Consider the following 19,928-nt stretch of genomic DNA (forward strand, 5'->3'; position numbering starts at 1 on the left):
TTATTGAAATAAACAAAAATGTTAGGACCCACAATGAAAAAAATATTAACTTCAATACTTTGTCTGTCTTCGCTTTATGTTAGCGCAGCTTCTGCACAAGAGTGGAAAGCGATAGCATTTGGCCAATCGACTGACTTAAATTTTGCCTCACTTATCAAGCCTGAAAAAGTGGGAACCAATAATGCATGGATAGCTGGTCAAAAAGATTATTTAGTTCCAAATCAACCTTATCAATTGCCGTCAGATTTCTATTTAGAAAGTCGAGGCGGTAAAATTGCTAACTCGCATGATGGAATGGTGGTTTTTTATACTCAATTACCCGTTAATCAAACTTTTACTTTAGAAAGTGATGTTACCTTAGAGCAAATAGGACCTGAAGTGGATGGAAAAACGCCTGCCGCTCAAGAAGCGGTTGGTTTATTTGCTCGTGATACTATTGGTGTAGCTAGAAGTGATCCTCAGCCGGCTGGTTATGAGGAGTTTCCAAATGCTTCAAATGTAATTATGAATGCATTAATTACTCAAAATCAAAAAAATGATAATTTAGTAAAAGTAACCGGCTTAGTACGTGATGGTGTAAAAAAAGCATGGGGTAATGAAGGCATATCAATTGAGAAAGTTGGTTATGTTGAAAATGTTAATTATGTTGATGTTAAAAGTATGCATTTAACAATGACCAGAACGGCAGATCAATTTATCTTATCGATGAAAAATAATGCGACTGGTGAAGAGAAACAGTGGGCAACCAATGATTATTCAGGATTCTTAAATCAACAAGATAACAAAAATATTTATGTCGGCTTTTTTGCTTCTAGAAACGCAAAAGTTGAGTTCAAAAATTCTAAATTAACCCTCAGTGATATAACGGTTGATTATGATAAATTACCCGCTAAACCTGAGGTAATTGTTGATGTTAAACCAACGTTAATTTTATCATCACCAAATGATGTATATAGTAAAAATTATACATTACAATTTTTTCCAAATACTTCAGGTACCGTATTTGTTAAAGAAATTAATAAAACGTTGAATGCGGAAGTTGGTAAGTTATTACAGTTTCCAGCTCAGCTAAAAGATGGAACTAATACCTTTACTGTTGAGTTTACTGATAATGCTAAAAATAATACTCAAATTTTTACAATTAATCTAAATAAATCATCGATTGAAAATTTATCTAATATTATTGTTTCGCCAGAAGGTAAAAAGGATAATAAAGGTACCAAACAATCACCGGTTGATTTCGAAACGGCTGTTAATAGCGTTGAACCGGGCGGTGTTATTCATTTGATGGATGGTTATTATGACGGCATAACTCTTCCGGCTCAATTAAGTGGATTACCCGGTAAATTAAAAACCATACAAGCCATTAATAAGCATAAAGCGATTTTTATTAACACTACGTTTAATTTAGATAGCAACTATTGGTCTATTAAGCAGGTTATCTTTGATGGAAATATTGATGATAAAGATAATAAACCAGCTTATTTAAGAATTTCGGGCAGTCATAATGTGATTGATCAAGTTATTACACGTAATAATAGTGATACAGGTTTGGCAATCTCAGCTAAAAAGAAAAATCAAAATCGAATTTATTGGCCATCTTATAACCTAATTCTTAACTCTGATTCTTATAATAATATGGATAAATCAGGTAAAAATGCTGATGGTTTTGCCGCTAAATTGGGTGTTGGTAAAGGGAATGTATTTAGAGGGTGTATTGCTCATAATAATACTGATGATGGTTTCGATCTTTATAACAAGATTGAAGATGGCCCAAATGATCCGGTATTAATTGATAGTTCTGTTACATATTCAAACGGTTTTCCTTTTTCAAAACCCAATATTGCTAAAGGGAGTATAGGTAATGGCTTTAAATTAGGAGCAGAAGGTCAACCGGTAAATCATAAAATTATCAATTCAATTTCCTTAAATAATAATATGGATGGCTTTACTGATAATTTTAATACTGGTTCTTATATCATGAATAATAATATTTCGATCAATAGTGCGAGGTATAATTATATTTTACGTGCTAATCCTTATGAATTTTTAAAACCAGTGGTCATTTTTGAACACAATTATTCTATTCGTGATAGCTGGCAATCAGCGATAAAAGATTCATTTGGACCACAGATTAAAAGTAAAGATTTTAAATCTGTAACCAGCAATCAATTATGGAAAGGAAATAGTGACTTTAAAATCACTCGAGATAAAAACGGTAATATAGTGTTACCAAAAGAGCTAAAAACGCTAATCGAAAAAAATAAAGCTAAATAATTAAAATAATAGAGTGCTAGATCTAGTAAGATTTAGCACTTTTAATCTTTTCAATCAGCAATCTCATTCCTCTATTTTTAAATTAAATCGGTTTAATCATTTGTTAATGAAAAATACATTAGAATTTATTCTATTAAGTTAGAAACGATTAAAAATAGTGAATTGAGCCATTTCACCAGTTAAGTTGAAATGGCACAAAATTGAAGGATTTAGTAAACTCTAAATTAAGCTAGTAAGCTTTTGATGTAATTGGTTATTTCAGGATCTTGACTATTTTCAAATAAACATTTTTGGAAACGCTCACCTCTGATCGCATCTTTAAGTAATGATTGATCAATTGATTTCAATGCATCAATTAAACTTTTTCCTGCTGCATTTTTCATATCATTTAAAATTACAGCATTAGCATTTTGAGATTCACGACGCTCAGGTGGATAACCCAATCCTTTTTCGCCATCAAATGCTTTTTCAAAAATATAACGAGCATTGAGTTCTGCACCCCAACCAAAGCCTTTAGCAAAAGCAAGTGATAGCGCATTACCATTATTTACTTGTGCAAATAAATAAGCATCAGTAGGTTCAATACAATAACCACAGTTAACACCAGGGAATGCATTTAACGCCATTAATGCGCCTTGTCCTGTTCCACAACCTGTGATAACAAAATCAACGGCTTTACTGTTTAATAAAATAGCGCTAATAATACCTAAATGAACATAAGTTAATTTTTTATCATTGTCGCCATCCATGCCAACGTTAAAAACAGTATGTCCATATTTCTCAGTTGCGTTTTTTAATTCATTTAAAATAATTGGATTTTTAGCAGCTTGGCTAAATTCGTTCATTAGTGCTATTTTCATGATTTTCCTCTATTTTGATAGAAATAATAACTAATTGCATATTAGTACATTTCGTTTTCATTATAATCCTACCCAAAAATATATCAATTTTTTTAACTAAAATAAAACGATGTTTTAATAAATTTATTGCAATGTGATGAAAGTCACAAAAACGTCTTAATTTTTATATTACTATATTTAATAAATGAAAATCTTTTAAACATTTAATTATATTTATATTCAGGGAGTTCATATGGCTAAGGGGAATATCGTAAGGCTATCATATTCATCATTTACAGATGAAGATTCAAAAAATGAAATTATTCGGTTAACGCCAGAAGGTATTTTATGCCACCGTAATTATTTTTATCAAAAATGTTTTACCAATGATGGTCAAAAATTACTTTTTGCTGGTGAATTTGATACTCATCGTAACTATTATTTACTCGATATTGAAAAACAAACAGCAAAACAACTTACTGAAGGACCTGGCGATAATACTTTTGGTGGTTTTTTATCACCAGATGATAAATTTTTATACTATGTTAAAAATGAACGCAACTTACAACAAGTTAATCTTGAAACGTTAGAAGAAAAAAATGTTTATACTGTTCCTGATGAATGGGTTGGTTATGGCACATGGGTTGCTAATAGTGATTGTAATGAAATTGTTGGAATTGAAATTGATAAAAAAGATTGGACGCCACTTACCGATTGGACAATATTTAAAGCATTTTATGATAAGAATCCACACTGCCGTTTAATCAAGATTGATATTGAAACAGGTGTAGCTAAAACAGTTATTGATCAGAATGTATGGTTAGGTCACCCAATTTTTAGACCTTTTGATGATAAAACTATCGCATTTTGCCATGAAGGTCCTCATGATTTAGTTGATGCAAGAATTTGGTTGGTTGATCGTGATGGTAAAAATGAACGAAAAGCGCATGATAATTTACCTGGTGAAAGTTGCACTCATGAATTTTGGGTTCCAGATGGTTCTGGATTAGCTTATGTATCTTATATGAAAGGGCAACAAGAACGATATATTCGTCTTTATAATCCGGTAACTGATGAAGATAAAGAAATCATGGAGATGCCAGCTTGTTCGCACTTAATGAGTAATTTTGATGGCACACTTTATATTGGTGATGGAACAGGCAGTCCTGTTGATGTAATTGATACAAGTGGCTATAAAATTGAAAATGATCCATGGCTTTATATTTTAGCACCTAAAACAAAAACAGCTCATAAGTTGGTTAAGCATAATAGTACATGGCGAGTTTTAGATGGTGATCGTCAAGTTACTCACCCTCATCCATCATTTTCACCTGATAATAAATACGTTTTATATTCATGTGATGCACAAGATGAACCTGCACTTTATTTAACCAAAGTGCCAGCTAACATATTAGAAGAAATGTGATAGACCTTTTTGTCTATCATAACTATAACGGAGAATATAATTATGTCGATTTTAAATAAATTTTCACTCAACAATAAAATAGCGCTGGTAACGGGCGCTTCTTATGGCATCGGTTTTGAGATAGCAAAATCATTAGCCGGTGCCGGAGCGAAAATCGTATTTAATGATGTCGTGCCTGAAAATTTACAAAAAGGACTTGATGCTTATAAAGCAGCTGGTATTGATGCCCATGGCTATCTATTTGATATTACGGATGAAGCTGCTGTTGAAAAATCGATTGCTCAAATTGAAAAAGAACATGGTGTGATTGATATTTTAGTCAACAATGCTGGTATTATTCAACGCAAATCAATGCTTGAAACAAGTGCGGCTGATTATCGTAAAATTATTGATATCGACTTAACAGGTCAATTTATTATGGCAAAAGCAGTCCTTCCTTCAATGATCAAAAAAGGAAGTGGCAAAATTATCAACATCTGTTCAATGATGAGTGAACTTGGCCGTGAAACGGTTGTTGGTTATGCATCGGCTAAAGGTGGTTTAAAAATGTTAACCAAAAATATCTGTTCTGAATTTGGTCATGCCAATATTCAATGTAACGGTATTGGTCCAGGTTATATTGCCACTCCTCAAACTGCGCCATTACGTGAAAAACAAGCAGATGGTTCTCGTCACCCATTTGATCAGTTCATTATTGCTAAAACACCGGCAGGCCGATGGGGGACTCCTGATGATTTAGCTGGTGCAGCAGTATTTTTAGCATCGGAAGCATCAAATTTTGTTAACGGCCATATTCTTTATGTTGATGGTGGTATTTTAGCTTATATCGGTAAACAACCTTAATAAAATAAGGTTAAAAATTATATAATTTAAGAGATAATAAAATAAAAGGATATTATTTATTATCTCTGTTTTTTTATAAATTTAGGAGTAATGTCATGTTTTGTTTTAATTCAGATATTGAATTAATTGATTTAGGAAATGGGGTTAAACGTAAAATTTTAGCTCATGATGGTAATATGATGGCGGTTGAAGTTCATTTTGAAACTGGCGCAATTGGTGCGATGCATCATCATCCACATGAACAACTAACCTATGTTTTGTCTGGTGAATTTGAATTTACTATCGGTGATGAGACTAAGATTGTTCGTGCTGGTGATACATTATATAAAAAACCCAATATTGAACATGGTTGTGTTTGCAAACAAGCTGGCGTTTTGCTTGATATGTTTACTCCTCAAAGATTAGATTTTTTATAAAATAGCTAGTTCATTATTAATTATGATATACTTTCGATAATTTTGATTTGTTCTAGTTGATCATTTAATAATAGAATAATGACTAATTTTTAGTAAGGAGATGTGCTAATAATGAATGATAGCTCACCAGAATCGGTTGCTTCGGTTTTAAAAGTTTTCGGAATTTTAGAAGCTTTATCCGAATCTAAAGACATTGCTATATCAGAATTATCGCAAAAAGTAATGATGCCCAAAAGCACAGCCTATCGTTTTTTACAAACCATGAAATCATTAGGTTATGTTAATCAAGAAGAAGATTCAGATAAATATTCTCTTAATTTAAAATTACTTGATTTAGGCAACCGTGTACTTTATCACCAAAACTTTTTAGCTATTGCTGATTTAGAAATGAGAAAGCTAAGGGATAAAACTAAAGAAACGATCCATTTAGCCGTTCGTGAAGGTGACCAAATTATTTATATTAATAAAGTGGCATCTGAACAGTATAGTCTTTGTTTAACCTCTAAAATTGGTAATCAAGCAACTGTACATGCCAGTGGATTAGGTAAGGTTTTATTGGCTTGGTTAGATGATGAAAGCAAAAAAAGTTTAGTAAACGGCATTAATTTTGTTCAATACACACCTAAAACAATCACTAATAAAGAGGCATTTTTTGCTGAACTTGATGAAGTTAAACGTTTAGGTTATGGCAAAGATGATGAAGAATCAGAGCTTGGTTTACGTTGTTTTGCAGTGCCAATTTATAATCGTTTAGGTAATATTATTGCAGCTTTAAGTTTATCTACCTCTATCTTTAGATGTAATACAGCAGAAGATGAAGCTAAACTTGTCGGTGAAATTAGCCAAGCTGCCGCTAAAATATCTGAACTAATTGGTTATAATAAGCAATCAAAATTATCAGATTAAAGGTTATTATTGATAAATAACTCCTAAGCTTACCGCTTGGTTTGCTCCAGTGACTTCTGGAATATTAGATGGAATATTATTCATCCTACAATATGCAAGCCAAGCGAAAGCAATCGCTTCCATATCGTCACTGTTTACCCCTTTCACATCTGTGGTCAAAACTTCCCATTTTGGTAATAATGCTGACAATCGATTCATAATCAGAGGATTTTTTGCCCCTCCGCCACAAACTAGCAATTGACAAGGTAAATGAGCATTTATTGATAATTTATTAATCTCATGAGCAACAGTGGTAGCAGTAAATTCAACGAGTGTTGCTTGAATATCTTGAGCGTTTAGATTGAAGTTACTGAGTTTTTGGTTAAGCCAAGTTAAGTTAAATAATTCTCTACCAGTACTTTTTGGGGCTGGTAGTTGAAAATAATTTTCATCACATAACGTATTTAATAAACTTTGATCAACTTTTCCTAATTTAGCCCATAAGCCGTCTTTATCATAATTTTTCCCTAGATTTTTATTTATCCAACTATCAAGTAAAACATTGCCTGGCCCAGTGTCATAACCAATTACAGGTTGGCCTGGTATTAGAACGGAAATATTGCTAATACCACCAATATTTAAAACAACACAGTTAATTGACGGATTTAAGAATATCGCTTTGTGAAAGGCCGGAACTAATGGTGCTCCTTGGCCACCATAAGCCATATCTTTACGACGAAAATCAGCAATTGTTGTAATGCCTGTTTTAGCAGCAATGATATTGGCATCACCAATTTGCATAGTAAAGGGATGTTGGCTATTAGGAGAATGATAAATAGTTTGCCCATGGCAACCGATGGCTTTAACTTGTTTTTTATCAATATGATTTTGCTTTATAAACTGATCAATGCTTTTTGCGTAAAGCATACCAAGTTGGTGATCAAGCTCACCGAGCGCTTGTAATGTAGTTTGCTTACTATTACAAAGCGTTAATAATTGGCTTTTAATATCAGTTGGCATTGGGTAGCAATCACTAGCAATCGAAGTAATATTCCCATCAGTAATATCAACTAATGCAATATCAACACCATCCATACTGGTACCTGACATTACGCCAATGTATAAATTTTGCATAATATTATCCTTGTCGAATGATAGTGCCAGTTTGGACATCCCGGATGATTGATGGTTGTGAACGCTCACCGGTTTTACCATCTAAAATTGGAAAAAATTGACCAAATTGGTTTGCAACTTCTATTGCTGTTTTACAAGATTGATGACCAGAAAGGTTGGCACTGGTCGAAACTAATGGCTTACCAAATAAATCACAAAGTTTACATACTAATGGATGATCAGTAACGCGAACGGCGATAGAATGATATTTTCCGCTCAAAAAATTTGGTGTATTAATATTTTTCGGAAAAACCCAAGTATTAGGACCGGGCCAACTATCAATAGCCATCTGTTTTTGAACTTGAGTCAAAGCCGATTGATCAATATAAGGGATCAGTTGTTCATAGTGACTCGCAATTAAAATTAAACCTTTTTCAACAGAACGTTGTTTTAATTTTAACAATTTAAAAACTGCTGATTCACAATCGGGATCACAACCTAAACCAAAAACAGCTTCAGTTGGATAAGCAACCACTTCACCTTTTTTTAATAATGAATTGATTTCTAAAAGACTTAATAAGTTTGCCATTAAATTTTGTATGTTTACCAACTATTGTTAAAAATTATATTAAACTGAGGTAAGCCTATTTGCAAATTGAAGATGGTAGCAGTGATATTAAGATAAATACTGGTTTAAGATAATTAGTCAAATTACTCCCAATTCATTTGTGGGAAATAGTTAACAGTTAAATCAACAACCTGCTGCATACTGATTATTTTTACTCTTGGATCTATTAGTGAAGCTAAACTACGAGCATTAATATCATTATCAAGCACAAAACAATTTTGGGTATTTTGTAAAATAGCCTTCAATATGGGATTATTTTGACAAGCTATAATTACGCCATTTTGCCAGAAAAGTACTGCATCTTGCGCTGAAATTAGCGTTGGATCAATTGTTGATTGGTTATTTGTTGTGATGGTATGTAGCATTTGTTCCTTTTACCTTTAAATTCCCCTTCAAAAACCCCGTTCCTCAACTTTTTTTGATATAAATTAGAGTTAATTTTACTTGGTACATCTTTATTAGTATATAATAAGGACTATTTATTGAGCAAAGAATTCGTCATGAAACCCATTATTTTAGCCAATGAACAAGAAACAATTTTGTTTGGTCAACAATTGGCTGAGCAGTGTTTAAAATATTTGTCTAATCATGATAGTGCAATTGTTATCTATCTGATAGGCGATCTTGGTGCTGGTAAAACAACATTTTGCCGTGGCTTTTTGCAGCAGCTCGGACATGTCGGAAATGTTAAAAGTCCGACTTATACTCTTGTTGAACCTTATCAATTTGATATGTTTTCAGTATATCACTTTGACTTATATCGATTAGCTGATCCAGAAGAGTTAGAGTTTATGGGGATTCGTGAATATTTTTCATCGAAATCAATTTGTTTAATTGAGTGGCCTATGCAGGCTGAAGGTATTTTACCTCCTGCTGATATTGAAATTCATTTGGCTTATTTGGCGCTTGAACGCACAGTTTGTTTACAAGCAAACAGTGAAAAAGGGCAAGCTATTATTAACCAATAAAATTAGCGAAAAAAATGAAAAAAATACTCACTTTTTTTATATTATTACTGCTTTGTGGCTCAGTTTATGCTTCACAAGTTATCATTGCTGTTGATGCTGGTCATGGTGGTAAGGATTCTGGTGCCGTTGGTAAAAATAAGTTATACGAAAAAAATGTCACTATTTCGATAGCAAAAAAATTAACTAATTTATTGAATAAAGATCCTAATTTTAAAGGAGTATTAACGCGTAGCACAGACAATTTTATTTCTGTTCCTCAACGTTCTGATATTGCCCGTAGAAGTAAAGCAAACTTATTAATTTCTATCCATGCAGATGCCGCACCTAATCGTAGCGCGTCTGGTGCATCAGTTTGGGTATTATCTACTAAGCGAGCGGATACAGAATTGGGGCGCTGGCTTGAACAAGATGAAAAACAATCGCAATTATTAGGTGGTGCAGGTGACGCATTAAGTGATGATCATGACCAAAATTTAAGCCAAGCAGTATTAGATTTACAGTTTTCATATTCACAGCAGGTTGGCTATGAATTAGCAACTCAGGTTTTAAAAGAGATGAAAGGTGTTATTAAATTGCATAAGAATAGGCCTGAACATGCAAGTTTAGGTGTATTGCGTTCACCTGATATCCCTTCAATATTAATTGAAGTTGGATTTATTACTAACGAAACTGAAGAAAGTTTGTTAGCAAGTAATGCCCACCAAGATAAAATTGCTAAATTGATTTATCAAGGTATAAAAAATTATGTCAAACAGAACCCTAAATTTGGAAAACAGCATTAATGGCTATTCATATATTATCTCCTCAATTAGCTAACCAAATCGCTGCCGGAGAAGTGGTAGAACGACCAGTATCGGTGATCAAAGAGTTAGTTGAAAACAGTATTGATGCTGGTAGTACTCAAATTGATATTGATATTGAACAAGGTGGCAGTAAATTAATTCGTATTCGTGATAATGGTAATGGTATTGCTAAAGATGAATTGGCATTAGCTTTAGCTCGCCATGCAACCAGCAAAATTAATACGTTGGATGATTTAGATACCATAATGAGTTTGGGGTTTCGTGGTGAAGCGCTGGCAAGTATCAGTTCTGTTGCTCGGTTAACCTTAACTTCACGCACAGCCGATCAGTCTGAGGCATGGCAAGTTTATGCTGAAGGCCGTGAAATGAAACCAACAATTAAACCGGCTGCACATCCTGTTGGAACGACGGTTGAAGTTCTTGATCTGTTTTACAATACGCCTGCTAGACGTCGCTTTCTTAAAACTGATAAAACAGAATTTATGCATATTGAGGAGTTTGTTCGTCGAATTGCACTTGCTAGACCTGATATTACTTTTAATTTGCAGCACAATGGGAAACTCGTCAAACAGTATCGAGAATCACTTCTTGAAAAACGTGTTGAATTGGTTTGTGGACGTACATTTGTTCAAAAAGCAATAAAATTAGATTGGCAACATAATGATTTATTCATCCAAGGATGGGTAAGTAGCAGTGAAGTGAGTGAGTTGCAATATTTTTATGTTAATGGGCGGGTAATAAAAGATAAATTAATTAATCATGCTTTGCGTCAAGCTTATAGTAGCCGGACTAATGAACAACAGAGTTATGTCATTTTTTTACAGATCGACCCTAAACAAATTGATGTGAATGTTCACCCAGCTAAGCATGAAGTGCGTTTTCATGAAGCAAGATTGGTGCATGACTTTGTTTATCAAGCTATTGTCATGGCGCTTGAGTCAAACCAACAACTTGCCAATGACGAAAATGTGCTAATGATGCCGAATCGGCAAGCAGCTGGTGAGAATATTTTTAATAATAAAACTGAGAATAAAACTTATTCACCAACTAGCGCATTACCTAAAAAAGCAATTAATCATGTTAAAGAAAATAGACTATATGGGCAATTGGTTGATACTAAGTTAAAAGGAGCAATAGAAAAAACGCTCTTAAAATCTTTTGAATTATCGGATGATGATAGTTCTATAACTGCACCACAACAAGCGGTTATTGAGGGATTGTTTCCTAAACGAAATGTACCTTTGCAATCACTACATCAGCAAATTGATAGATCTTCACTAGTACAATTTGGTAAAGTATTAACGGTTATTCAACCAGATATAGCCTTAATTGAAAAATCAGAAAATAATCAACAAAAGTTCATGTTAATGAAGTTGTCGGTTGCTCAACAGAAAGTAAATTCAGTTAAATTATTATCTAACGAGTCAGAAAGATTACTCATTCCATTGACAATTTTGATTAATAAGAAAGAACAAAAAGTATTAAATGATTATCAAGAACAATTGAAGTTTTTAGGCTTTGATTTTTATATTGATAAAGCAAAATTGCATTTGCATAATGTGCCAAAAATGTTAAGAAATACAAATTGGCAAAAATTATTACCAACTTTAATTTCGTTTCTTTTATCATCCGGTAAGGATGTGCTCGATCCAACGCAAATTATAGCTTGGTTGGTTGAAAATTGTGGAGATGATTCTGTTGAAAATTGGAATGTAACTAAAGCTATCGAGTTATTAGTACAATTAGAACAGATAGATATTAATTTATTACAACAAGATAGCTTTTTATATCCGATTGATCTTCAATCTTTTTCACAATCAATTTTATCATGAATAAACCAAAAATTATTTCGTTAATGGGGCCAACCGCATCGGGTAAAACTGCTTATGCCATGGCGCTTTACGACAAGTATCCTATAGATATTATTAGTGTTGATTCCGCACTTATTTATCGAGGTATGGATATTGGCAGTGCAAAACCAACTAAAGAAGAACAACTTAAATATCCACATAAACTTATTGATATTTGTGACCCTGCAGAAAGTTATTCTGCTGCTAACTTTAGGCATGATGCGATTGTAGAAATAGAAAAATCATTAAGTAATGGCCGAACGCCATTATTAGTTGGTGGAACAATGTTGTATTTTAAGGCGTTAATTGAAGGACTTTCTCCTCTTCCTGCGGCAAATAGTGATATTCGCGATCAAATTGAGGAAAAAGCAAATCGATTAGGTTGGCAAGCGATTCATGAGGAGTTAAAAAAAGTTGATCCTGTATCAGCTCAGCGAATCCATCCCAATGATCCACAACGCCTTAATCGAGCATTAGAGGTTTATCTTATTACTGGTAAAAGTTTAACTGAATTAACTAAAGAAAGTGGTGATGCATTACCTTATGATATTATGCAATTAGCTATCATGCCGGAAGATAGAGCAGAATTACATCAACGAATTGAACAACGCTTTTTACAAATGCTAGATCAAGGCTTTGAAGATGAAGTAAAAAAACTTATGCAGCGACCCGATCTTCATTTAAATCTACCTTCTATACGTTGCGTAGGGTATCGTCAAATGTGGGAATATTTAAATGGCGATACCAGTTATGATGAAATGGTTTTTAAAGGAATTTGTGCTACTCGCCAATTAGCAAAAAGGCAAATTACATGGCTTAGAGGTTGGAAACAATCGATAACATGGTTAAATAATGATAATATAGATTCAGTTCTTAATCAGATTTTTTAAGTTACAAATAGTAGTAATAGTTTTTGGTATTTTTTCTATTGGTTATTATAATACGCTAAATTTTTTCATTTCTTAAAAAAATTTCTACTTTTCTTAACGATTAAGGTTACTTGTTTGTATAAATTTCGTTAATTTATTAAATTTTTAGTTATTTGTGCATAAATTACTGTTGATTAGTTTAAGAGCTGAGTTTTTTATGTTATTTTGGTAAATACTACATAAGTATTTTATATTGCGATCAATTAAATTATTATGTTGATTGTAAACTTATTTTATCTTTATATTTTTATTTCATCTTAAAGGATAAACTCATGTCAAAAGGGCAGTCATTACAAGATCCTTATTTAAATTTGCTTCGTCGCGAGCATATTCCTGTATCTATTTATTTAGTTAACGGTATTAAATTACAAGGACAAATTGAATCATTTGATCAGTTTGTTATTTTATTAAAAAACACTGTTAGCCAAATGGTATATAAGCACGCTATCTCAACTGTGGTACCATCAAGATCAATTTCTGGATTGATATCACAACCTGAAGAGGACAGCGAAAGCTAATTAGTTGGGTGGAGAATGTGATTGTTTGAGCGATATAAAGGTGGTGAATCTGCCTTATTAGTCCATGTATTCTTCCCTCAAGAAAGCGATATCGAGGATTTAAAAGAGTTTGAAGTGCTTGTTTCTTCTGCTCAAATTGAAATTCTCGATATTGTGACAACCTCAAAAAAGTCCCCACAAGCTAAATATTTTATTGGTGAAGGAAAAGCATTAGAAATCGCCGATAAAGTAAAAGAACTTAATGCTTCAGTCATTTTAGTTAATCATACTTTAACACCGACCCAAGAACGCAATCTTGAGCAATTATGTGAATGTCGCGTAGTAGATAGAACTGGATTAATTCTCGATATTTTTGCTCAGCGCGCTAGAACACATGAAGGTAAATTACAAGTTGAATTAGCACAATTGCAATATTTATCTACTCGATTAGTTCGTGGTTGGACTCATTTAGAACGCCAAAAAGGTGGAATTGGCCTTCGTGGACCTGGTGAAACTCAGTTAGAAACTGATAGAAGATTAATTCGCCATCGTATTCAATTAATTTTATCAAGACTTGCTAAAGTTGAAAAACAGCGCAATCAAAATCGCCAATCTAGAAGTAAAGCAGATTTATCAACGGTATCATTAGTTGGTTATACAAATGCTGGTAAATCGACTCTCTTTAATGCATTAACTAATGCTGAAGTTTATGCTGCCGATCAATTGTTTGCAACGCTAGATCCGACTTTAAGACGCATTAATGTTGAAGATGTTGGAGAGGTTGTTTTAGCTGATACAGTCGGATTTATACGTCATTTACCACATGATCTTATTGCTGCTTTTAAAGCAACTTTATTAGAAACACAGGAAGCATCACTACTATTACATGTTGTTGATGCAGCTGATCCTAATATATTAGATAATATTCATGCCGTTGATGAGGTATTACTGGAAATTGATGCACATGATATTCCTACTTTGTTAGTGATGAATAAAATTGATTTAATAGAAGGTAAGGAACCGAGTATTGATCGGGACGAAAATGGTGTACCAATTCGCGTTTGGATTTCAGCTCAAAATAGTTTAGGATTAGATCTTTTATTTACCGCATTAAAAGAGAGGCTCTCTGGGCAAATTCAAGTTTGCCAATTAAACTTACCTCCTTATTTAGCTAAACTTAGAAGTCGGCTATATAAATTAAATGCAGTGGAGAATGAAGTCATTGAAGATGATGGGAGTTTTCACCTAAATATAAGAATACCTTTAATTGAATGGAATCGCCTCTGTAAACAAGAGCCAGATCTGTTATACTTAATCAATACGCAAAATAACAACTAATTGTTAAATGGAGCATATAAAATATGGCGTGGAATCAGCCCGGCAATAACGGACAAGATAACGACCCATGGGGAAATAACAAAAAACCTTCCAATTCTTCGTCGGGAGGAATATTTGATCAAATTAAAGATCTCTTAAAAAAAGGTGGATCAAGTAATAATCGAGGTTCCTCAGATATTAACTTGAATTCTTCTAAAATTATTATGTCGATGATTTTAGTGCTTGCTTTGATTTGGGGGGTAAGTGGTTTTTATACCATCAACCAAAACCAACGAGGTGTAATAACTCGTTTTGGACAAGTTCAACCTGAAATTATCCAACCTGGTTTAAATTGGAATCCAGCATTTATTGATACAGTTTATAAAGTAGATACCCAAGGAACTTATAACTTTAATGTTCAGGGTGATATTATAACGACTAGTTATAACGGTGAAAATCTAGTCTTTGTTGAAATGAATGTTCAATATCGAATTAGTGATCCTATCAAATATTTATTTAATGTAACTAATGTTGAAGATAGCTTGCGTCAAGCAGCAGATAGTGCGCTTAGAACATCTATCGGGAGCTCTAATATTGATGCAATTATTTCAGATGGACGCTCAGTTCTAGAGAACAGTACAAAAGAAGAACTCATCAATGTTATTTCTCATTATGATATGGGTATTACTATTGTCGATCTTAACTTCCAAGTAGCGCGTCCTCCTGTCGAAGTGCAAGATGCTTATGCTGATGCTATTCGAGCTCAAAATGATAGTGAGCGGGAAATAAAAAAAGCTGAAGCATATAAAGTGCAGTTAATTCAGCAAGCGGAAGGTCGTTCTGCCACTATTTTAGAAGATGCAAATGCTTATAAAGTACAAGTTGAATTAGAAGCAGCTGGTGATGTTGCACGGTTTGAAAAATTATTACCACAATATAAAGCAGCGCCTGAAATTACTAAAGATCGTTTATATATTGAAACAATGGAAAAAGTATTAACTAAAACCCAAAAAGTGATTGTTAATGATAAGAGTGGTAACTTATTGGTATTGCCGTTAGAAAAATTAATGAAAAATAAAATTGAACCTGAATCAGCAAACTTATCAAATTTAAGTAGTGATGGCAATAACAACCCGCCAGCAGCTTCAGAAACAGTTGATAGTACTTCTCAAAATAACAATGAAGCACAAAACGCTACAACTGATAACACTCATAACACTGCAACTCAAAATAATAGTTCTATTAATCGAAGTAACCGAGCTATGGGTCGATAAGGAGAGAAAAATGCGAAAATTATTGATTCCTATAGTTTTAATTTTAATTGTTGGGCTTTATTCAAGTGTTTATGTGATTGAAGAAGGCACGCGTGGTGTGGTTTTACGTTTTAATAAGATTATTGGGTTATCTCAACCGGGTCTCCATTTTAAAATGCCTCTTGTTGATAGCATTAAAATAATCGACGCTAAAATACAAACCACTAATAGCTCAAATAATAATAACGAAAAGCGCTTTTTTAACGTTCATAAGAAAGAGTTAATAGTCGATTATTTTGTGCAATGGAAAATTGTAGATTTTAATCGTTATTATGAAACTATTGCTGGTGGTAATGATGTTAATGACTTAATCTTGGCTCGTTTAAATGGTCGTTTGCGTTCTGAAATAGGTAAATTAAGTAACCGAGATATCATTAATGATACTAATGCTGATACCAAATCAAGAAATTCATTAATGGCAAGTGTTAAAGATGCATTAAATGGTTCACCGCAAGATGTAGAAGAAAATTTACCAATCGATAAATTGGTCAATGATGCGAAAAAGGATCCTGAAAATAGTAAAGCCAGTTTGAGGTCCTTTGGGGTAGTTGTGATCGATGTTCGAATCAAACAAATCAATTTCCCTGCTGAAGTGTCGGGATCAATTTATGCTAACATGCGAGCTGAACGTGATATTATTGCGCGTGAAAAACGATATGAAGGTGTTAAAAAAGCTGAAGAAATAAGAGCTAAAGCTACATTTGAAAAAACTAAAATAATATCGGAAGCTGAGCGCCAAGCTCGATCTATTCGTGGTGAAGGTGATGCAAATGCAGCTAAACTTTATGCAGAAGCTTTTGGTAAAGATATTGAATTTTTTAGTTTTATTCGTAGTCTGAAAGCTTATGAACAAAGTTTTACAGGTAATGATGTTATGGTCATTAGTCCTGATAGTGAATTTTTCCAATATATGAAACTAAAGTCTAACAAATAATACAATGAGTAAATAAACTATGAGTAATAATGTTGTTGTGCTAGGTACACAATGGGGTGATGAAGGCAAAGGAAAAGTTGTTGATTTACTCACAGAAAAAGCAAAATATGTGGTACGTTATCAAGGCGGACATAATGCTGGCCATACCTTAGTTATTAATGGTGAAAAAACAGTATTACATTTAATTCCATCAGGTATTTTACGTAATGATGTCATTAGCATCATCGCAAATGGCGTTGTGCTTTGTCCTGATGCTCTTATGAAAGAGATGAAAGAGCTTGAGGAAAATGGTATCCCTGTTAAAGAGAGACTTCTAATTTCAGAATCATGTCCTTTAATATTGCCTTATCATATAGCATTAGACCAAGCTCGAGAAAAAGCACGTGGAAATAAAGCGATAGGCACTACAGGTCGAGGTATCGGTCCTGCATATGAAGATAAAGTCGCTCGTCGTGGATTGCGTGTTGGTGATTTACGTGATCGCCAAGCATTTGCTGAAAAATTGAAAGAAGTTATGGAATACCATAACTTTCAATTAGTAAATTACTATAAAGTTGAAGCGGTTGATTATCAAAAAGTCCTTGATGACACATTAGCGATTGCAGATATTTTAGTGGCTATGATTGCAGATATTCCGACGCTATTAGAAGATGCTCGGAAAAAAGGCGAAAGAATCATGTTTGAAGGGGCGCAAGGTACTTTACTTGATATTGATCATGGTACTTATCCTTTTGTTACCTCTTCAAATACTACTGCTGGCGGTGTAGCAACAGGATCAGGCTTTGGTCCTCGTTATGTTGGTTATGTTTTAGGTATTGTTAAAGCTTACTCTACTCGTGTCGGTGCAGGCCCTTTCCCAACTGAATTATTTGATGATGTGGGTGAATATCTTTGCAAACAAGGTAATGAATTTGGTGCAACAACTGGTCGTCGTCGTCGTACTGGTTGGCTTGATGCGGTTGCTGTACGAAAAGCCGTACAACTAAATTCAGTTTCTGGTTTCTGTTTAACTAAACTTGATGTTTTAGATGGTCTTAAAGAAGTCAAAATCTGTGTTGGTTATCAATTACCAAATGGTGATGTCATCAAAAATGCACCAGCTGCTGCTGAAGATTGGAGTTTAGTAAAACCTGTATATGAGTCTATGCCTGGTTGGAGCGAGTCAACGTTTGGTATTAAAAGTTATGATGCTTTACCACAAGCAGCCAAATCCTATATCAAACGAATTGAAGAATTAACCGAAACACCAATTGATATTATATCAACAGGTCCGGATCGTAGCGAAACCATGATTCTACGTGATCCTTATCAAGCGTAATTGTAAATAAAAATCGGGTGCGTTTTCCCGATTTTTTGTTTTTAGGATATTAAAAATAGTTAACTGAGTATGAGGACATTATGGCTAAATTAGGGACGCCGTTATCACCCACTTCAACCAAAGTTATGCTGTGTGGCGCAGGTGAATTGGCTAAAGAAGTTGTGATAGAGCTACAAAGGTTTGGTTGTGAAGTTATTGCTGTTGATCGCTATGCTAATGCACCAGCAATGCAAGTTGCTCATCGTTATCATATTATTAATATGCTAGATGGTAATGAACTGAGAAAAATTATTGAACAGGAAAAACCGGATTTTATTGTTCCTGAAATTGAAGCCATTGCAACGCAAACTTTAGTTGAGTTAGAGCAAGAGGGATTTACGGTTATTCCTACTGCAAAAGCAGTAGCGTTAACCATGAATAGAGAAGGGATTCGTCGCCTTGCTGCTGAACAACTAAATCTACCAACTTCACCTTATCGGTTTGCTTCAACCGAAATAGAATTTAAAGATGCGGTAAAAGAGATTGGTTATCCCTGCTTAGTTAAACCAGTGATGAGCTCTTCCGGTAAAGGGCAAACATTATTACGCAGTGAAGCTGATCTTCAATTAGCCTGGAAATATGCACAAGAAGGTGGTCGAGCTGGTGGCGGTAAAGTTATTATAGAAGGTTTTATCGACTTTGATTACGAAATTACCTTATTAACAGTTAGGCATATCAATGGTGTTTCTTATTGTGAACCGATAGGGCATCGTCAGGAAAAAGGCGATTATCGGGAATCTTGGCAGCCTCAACAAATGTCTTGTAACGCTTTAGAGCAAGCAAAAGATATTGCAACTAAAATAACTGAAGCATTAGGCGGGCACGGTTTATTTGGTGTTGAACTGTTTGTTAAAGGCGATAAAGTTTGGTTTAGTGAAGTATCGCCTCGTCCTCATGATACCGGAATGGTAACTTTAATTTCCCAGAATCTATCTGAGTTTGCCTTACATGCCAGAGCCATATTAGGCTTGCCTATTCCACTTATTGAACAATATCACGCTAGTGCATCTGTGGTCATAATGGTTGAAGGTGAATCAAAACAGGTATCGTTCACAAATTTAGATAACGCATTAAGTCAACCAAATACTGATTTACGTTTATTTGGCAAACCACAAGTTGAAGGTTGCCGTAGAATGGGGGTTGCACTTGCTAGTGCTGTAACAGTGGAAGAAGCAATAAATAAAGCCGATGCTATCGTAAAACAGTTAAAAATAACCCTATAAGACGTTGCTTTGTGTAAAAAGCAATCACTTAATCCAAAAAACGCAAATTTTGCAAAATAGGGGTTGACGTAAACATGTGAAATGAGTAACATACGCAACCCTTGAGACAGCAAACTAAAACAACAAAATGTTTAGTTAAATTTAAAGCTGTCAGCTCTTTAAAAAGAAGAAACAGACAATCTGTGTGGGCACTTGCGAGACGAAAAATTAAAAGTCTACGGACTGAAAAATTAAGTCTTGATAAGTGACACTGAAGATTCATTTGAATTATGTCAGAGACAGTTATTGAGCATCAAACTTTAAATTGAAG

Annotated in this window: 18 protein-coding genes and 1 pseudogene; 15 read left to right on the forward strand and 4 right to left on the reverse strand. The window is 33.9% G+C overall.

What is annotated here, in order from left to right; translation table 11 throughout:
- Positions 1 to 33: 33 nt before the first annotated feature.
- Positions 34 to 2,277, forward strand: coding sequence for a right-handed parallel beta-helix repeat-containing protein (locus tag J3U23_RS09025; RefSeq protein WP_267339067.1), 2,244 nt, complete (start codon positions 34 to 36; stop codon positions 2,275 to 2,277).
- 224 nt (positions 2,278 to 2,501) lie between these two features.
- Here J3U23_RS09025 and J3U23_RS09030 read toward each other — a convergent pair whose 3' ends face one another.
- On the reverse strand, positions 2,502 to 3,137 hold the full coding sequence (locus J3U23_RS09030) for an RpiB/LacA/LacB family sugar-phosphate isomerase (protein ID WP_267330862.1): 636 nt from the start codon (positions 3,135 to 3,137) through the stop codon (positions 2,502 to 2,504).
- Between the two features lie 232 nt (positions 3,138 to 3,369).
- On the opposite strand from J3U23_RS09030, the gene J3U23_RS09035 reads away from it, so the two are divergent.
- The 4 genes from J3U23_RS09035 (at position 3,370) to kdgR (ending at position 6,707) form a co-directional block, all read left to right on the forward strand.
- On the forward strand, positions 3,370 to 4,542 hold the full coding sequence (locus J3U23_RS09035) for an oligogalacturonate lyase family protein (protein ID WP_065561894.1): 1,173 nt from the start codon (positions 3,370 to 3,372) through the stop codon (positions 4,540 to 4,542).
- A 48-nt stretch (positions 4,543 to 4,590) separates the two neighbouring features.
- A complete protein-coding gene (locus tag J3U23_RS09040; RefSeq protein WP_065735277.1) occupies positions 4,591 to 5,385 on the forward strand; it encodes a gluconate 5-dehydrogenase in 795 nt (264 codons plus the stop codon).
- Between the two features lie 95 nt (positions 5,386 to 5,480).
- Positions 5,481 to 5,801: a cupin domain-containing protein gene (locus J3U23_RS09045; protein ID WP_065561895.1), complete on the forward strand. Its 321-nt coding sequence runs from the start codon at positions 5,481 to 5,483 to the stop codon at positions 5,799 to 5,801.
- 111 nt (positions 5,802 to 5,912) lie between these two features.
- Positions 5,913 to 6,707 carry a DNA-binding transcriptional regulator KdgR gene (gene kdgR / locus J3U23_RS09050; protein WP_081299433.1) on the forward strand — a complete coding sequence of 265 codons (795 nt, stop codon included), beginning with the start codon at positions 5,913 to 5,915 and terminating at the stop codon, positions 6,705 to 6,707.
- A gap of 6 nt (positions 6,708 to 6,713) precedes the next feature.
- On the opposite strand, the gene J3U23_RS09055 is transcribed toward kdgR, so the two are convergent.
- From J3U23_RS09055 to tusB, 3 genes are all read right to left on the reverse strand, one after another.
- A complete protein-coding gene (locus J3U23_RS09055) occupies positions 6,714 to 7,820 on the reverse strand; it encodes an anhydro-N-acetylmuramic acid kinase (RefSeq protein ID WP_267339068.1) in 1,107 nt (368 codons plus the stop codon).
- 4 nt (positions 7,821 to 7,824) lie between these two features.
- Positions 7,825 to 8,388 (reverse strand): Sua5/YciO/YrdC/YwlC family protein, encoded by a 564-nt coding sequence (locus tag J3U23_RS09060; protein ID WP_065561898.1) that lies wholly within the window; start codon positions 8,386 to 8,388, stop codon positions 7,825 to 7,827.
- A gap of 122 nt (positions 8,389 to 8,510) precedes the next feature.
- On the reverse strand, positions 8,511 to 8,792 hold the full coding sequence (tusB, locus tag J3U23_RS09065; protein ID WP_065561899.1) for a sulfurtransferase complex subunit TusB: 282 nt from the start codon (positions 8,790 to 8,792) through the stop codon (positions 8,511 to 8,513).
- 135 nt (positions 8,793 to 8,927) lie between these two features.
- On the opposite strand from tusB, the gene tsaE reads away from it, so the two are divergent.
- The 10 genes and pseudogenes from tsaE to purT all read left to right on the forward strand — a co-directional run bounded on the left by tsaE (position 8,928) and on the right by purT (position 19,618).
- Entirely contained in the window at positions 8,928 to 9,395 is a 468-nt protein-coding gene (tsaE, locus tag J3U23_RS09070) for a tRNA (adenosine(37)-N6)-threonylcarbamoyltransferase complex ATPase subunit type 1 TsaE (protein WP_267342407.1), read from the forward strand.
- A gap of 68 nt (positions 9,396 to 9,463) precedes the next feature.
- Positions 9,464 to 10,156, forward strand: a pseudogene (locus tag J3U23_RS09075) (N-acetylmuramoyl-L-alanine amidase); the annotation flags it as partial.
- Positions 10,157 to 10,176: 20 nt separating this feature from the next.
- Positions 10,177 to 12,030 carry a DNA mismatch repair endonuclease MutL gene (gene mutL, locus J3U23_RS09080; RefSeq protein ID WP_267339072.1) on the forward strand — a complete coding sequence of 618 codons (1,854 nt, stop codon included), beginning with the start codon at positions 10,177 to 10,179 and terminating at the stop codon, positions 12,028 to 12,030.
- Positions 12,027 to 12,938 (forward strand): tRNA (adenosine(37)-N6)-dimethylallyltransferase MiaA, encoded by a 912-nt coding sequence (miaA, locus tag J3U23_RS09085; protein WP_220225496.1) that lies wholly within the window; start codon positions 12,027 to 12,029, stop codon positions 12,936 to 12,938. Before mutL ends, miaA begins: the two co-directional genes overlap by 4 nt.
- A 311-nt stretch (positions 12,939 to 13,249) precedes the next feature.
- Positions 13,250 to 13,495, forward strand: a complete 246-nt coding sequence (gene hfq, locus J3U23_RS09090) for an RNA chaperone Hfq (RefSeq protein WP_267339073.1) — start codon at positions 13,250 to 13,252, stop codon at positions 13,493 to 13,495.
- Positions 13,496 to 13,516: 21 nt separating this feature from the next.
- Positions 13,517 to 14,812, forward strand: coding sequence for a ribosome rescue GTPase HflX (hflX, locus tag J3U23_RS09095; RefSeq protein ID WP_065735273.1), 1,296 nt, complete (start codon positions 13,517 to 13,519; stop codon positions 14,810 to 14,812).
- Positions 14,813 to 14,835: 23 nt separating this feature from the next.
- Positions 14,836 to 16,065, forward strand: a complete 1,230-nt coding sequence (gene hflK, locus J3U23_RS09100) for an FtsH protease activity modulator HflK (RefSeq protein WP_267330865.1) — start codon at positions 14,836 to 14,838, stop codon at positions 16,063 to 16,065.
- 10 nt (positions 16,066 to 16,075) lie between these two features.
- Positions 16,076 to 17,038 carry a protease modulator HflC gene (gene hflC / locus J3U23_RS09105; protein ID WP_065561907.1) on the forward strand — a complete coding sequence of 321 codons (963 nt, stop codon included), beginning with the start codon at positions 16,076 to 16,078 and terminating at the stop codon, positions 17,036 to 17,038.
- A gap of 19 nt (positions 17,039 to 17,057) precedes the next feature.
- On the forward strand, positions 17,058 to 18,356 hold the full coding sequence (locus J3U23_RS09110) for an adenylosuccinate synthase (protein WP_065561908.1): 1,299 nt from the start codon (positions 17,058 to 17,060) through the stop codon (positions 18,354 to 18,356).
- A gap of 80 nt (positions 18,357 to 18,436) precedes the next feature.
- Positions 18,437 to 19,618: a formate-dependent phosphoribosylglycinamide formyltransferase gene (gene purT / locus J3U23_RS09115; protein WP_267339074.1), complete on the forward strand. Its 1,182-nt coding sequence runs from the start codon at positions 18,437 to 18,439 to the stop codon at positions 19,616 to 19,618.
- The last annotated feature ends 310 nt before the right edge of the window (positions 19,619 to 19,928 follow it).

Origin of the sequence: Gilliamella sp. B3367, from assembly GCF_026536825.1 — a bacterium.
In the GTDB taxonomy this organism is placed as follows: Bacteria; Pseudomonadota; Gammaproteobacteria; order Enterobacterales; family Orbaceae; genus Gilliamella; species Gilliamella apicola_E.